4 protein-coding genes and 1 pseudogene are annotated in these 2,057 nt (G+C 36.0%); all 5 read left to right on the top strand.

Annotated features, from left to right (window positions below; translation table 11 throughout):
• The first annotated feature begins 80 nt into the window (after positions 1–80).
• The 5 genes and pseudogenes from ACGH6Q_RS12215 to ACGH6Q_RS12195 all read left to right on the top strand — a co-directional run bounded on the left by ACGH6Q_RS12215 (position 81) and on the right by ACGH6Q_RS12195 (position 1,955).
• A complete protein-coding gene (locus tag ACGH6Q_RS12215) occupies positions 81–410 on the top strand; it encodes a hypothetical protein (protein ID WP_411592978.1) in 330 nt (109 codons plus the stop codon).
• A 179-nt stretch (positions 411–589) separates the two neighbouring features.
• Positions 590–880, top strand: coding sequence for a hypothetical protein (locus ACGH6Q_RS12210; protein ID WP_411592977.1), 291 nt, complete (start codon positions 590–592; stop codon positions 878–880).
• Positions 881–1,108: 228 nt separating this feature from the next.
• Positions 1,109–1,381: pseudogene (locus ACGH6Q_RS12205) on the top strand (KilA-N domain-containing protein); the annotation flags it as partial.
• Positions 1,382–1,386: 5 nt separating this feature from the next.
• Entirely contained in the window at positions 1,387–1,722 is a 336-nt protein-coding gene (locus ACGH6Q_RS12200) for an HNH endonuclease signature motif containing protein (RefSeq protein WP_411592976.1), read from the top strand.
• The gene (locus ACGH6Q_RS12195) at positions 1,719–1,955 is read left to right on the top strand and encodes a hypothetical protein (RefSeq protein WP_174798245.1); all 237 of its coding nucleotides are present in this window, start codon (positions 1,719–1,721) and stop codon (positions 1,953–1,955) included. The genes ACGH6Q_RS12200 and ACGH6Q_RS12195 overlap by 4 nt, the downstream gene beginning before the upstream one ends.
• Positions 1,956–2,057 lie beyond the last annotated feature (102 nt).

Below are 2,057 nucleotides of genomic sequence, written 5' to 3'. Positions count from 1 at the left end.
ATCGCTTCAATAATGGCTGTTAATGATGTTAACGGTTGGGGTTGGTTTTTATTTGTATCGTTATTGTTGAGTGATTCATCATGTTCAAATTGTCTAAAGTGAATATAGTAAGCATAGCATTAATCATTGTTAGTTTTGCTTTTACTATCTATTTCGGTTACAACAATTATCAAGAGAAAAAACAGCTACAAAAAGATAAAGCTGAACTGTTCGGAAAAATCGAACAGTTAGAGCAGAATATCGCTAAAAACAATCAAATTATAGCGCAACGAGAGCAAGAAAAAGCTCAAGACGCTATGTCAATTAAACAACTTCAAGAGCAAATGAAAGATGCGCTTAAAAATAATCAATGTGCTAATGAGTATATGCCTGACAATGTTATTAATTGGATGCGGGACGGTAAAAACTGAGTACGTTTATCAGTGCAATATTCCTGCTTCGCTAACACAGCCAAATAACGAGCCTCATATTGATAAACGAATCACTTGGGGACAATGTCCAGTTCTGTACACTGAATTATTGAACGAGCTTAGGCAGTGTAATGCAGATAAAAGGGCGATAAGAGAGATTAGTAATTAAAGAGGTAAAAATGGCGATATTTAAACGTGTTTCAAAAGAATATATCCAAATGAATTATACTCATTACGCCTTAGCGTACGGGATTTACCCGATTTATATAGGTAAACTACATCACGAATCACCAACTGTAGAAGTTAGGAATTGGTTTCCAGAGTGGGGTCTAACTTTTCTTGATAACATCATTCAACCAATGCTAACGCTGCTTGGTAAAGAGAATATGTTTATGTTTATAGTAACGGGTGAAATAAAATGCGATAAAGATGTTATTTCATCAAGAAAAGATGGTTGGGATGGTTTATAAATAACTATTCACTTTTACCGCATAAAGTATAAAAAATCCTGGGCGGTTATAAAAAATAACTGCATATTTAATCAAACCGCTTAATTGCGGTTTTTTTATGTCTGAAATTTGCCATCACACGGCAATTAACAACAAGAGCCACTTAGGAATGAGTTTTAGAGGGAATCAGATGGTTTTTCATGGTTACCTCTCTTGACTGGTTCCCTGTGTGACTAAAACTCATTTCTAATGGAGAATACCATGAATATTATTAAATTCGATTTTAAGGGTCATCAAGTTGGTTTCAATGATGATGGATGGATTAACGCAACAGAAGCGGCATCAAGATTTGGTAAACGCCCGAATGACTGGCTAATTCTTCCTGATACAGTTAATTATATCAATGCGTTAGAATCTACATACCAGAAAATCCCGTATGTAAAAACTAGCCGAGCTAGAAAGGATCGTGGTGGTGGTACTTGGATTCATCCTAAGTTGGCGGTTAGATTTGCACGTTGGTTAGTGCAATGATAAACGTATACAACAACACTAGATGGCGTAAAGCCAGGTTAACTTATCTACAGCGTAATCCGTTTTGTGTTATGTGCTTAAAGCAAGGCAGATATGAACCCGCTACAGCAGTAGACCACATTATTCCTCACAAACTCGAACAAGCATTAATATCGAAAGACCCGATAAAGATAAAGAAAGCCCAGAAATTATTTTGGGATTCATCAAACTATCAGGGCTTATGTAGTACTCATCACTCAAGCACTAAACAACGTATTGAGAATAAGGGTACAGAAATAGGATGCGATGTTAATGGTATGCCCTATGGCGGACATTGGAGTAAAGAAAAATGAAACAAATTCAATTAGCTCATTTATATAAGAATGGTGAATTTTATGGCTACGGTATTGCAGTAGATGGACAGCTTTTAACTAATCAAGTAGCTGTTAATATCGAGACAAAACCCAATCAACTAGCAAGTATACATGTTGATTTTAAATTGGATAGTAAAGCGGTTAGCAACCCGGTTGATATTGAATTGAGTAAGAAAAGTAATAGGGAGGGGGTAGGTAATTCCTCCAGCTAAATGCTTTGAAAACCACCCGCCTCCTTTCATTTTAACGCTAACCCGATTTTTTTAGTTTTTTTAGGATTGATTATGGCCGCAAAAAAGAAAACACGCTCAGAT

This window comes from Gilliamella sp. BG2 (assembly GCF_046635645.1).
Classification (GTDB): Bacteria; Pseudomonadota; Gammaproteobacteria; order Enterobacterales; family Orbaceae; genus Gilliamella; species Gilliamella bombi.
The sequence above is the reverse complement of the archived record's forward strand: the minus strand, read 5'-3'. Positions and strand labels throughout refer to the sequence as shown.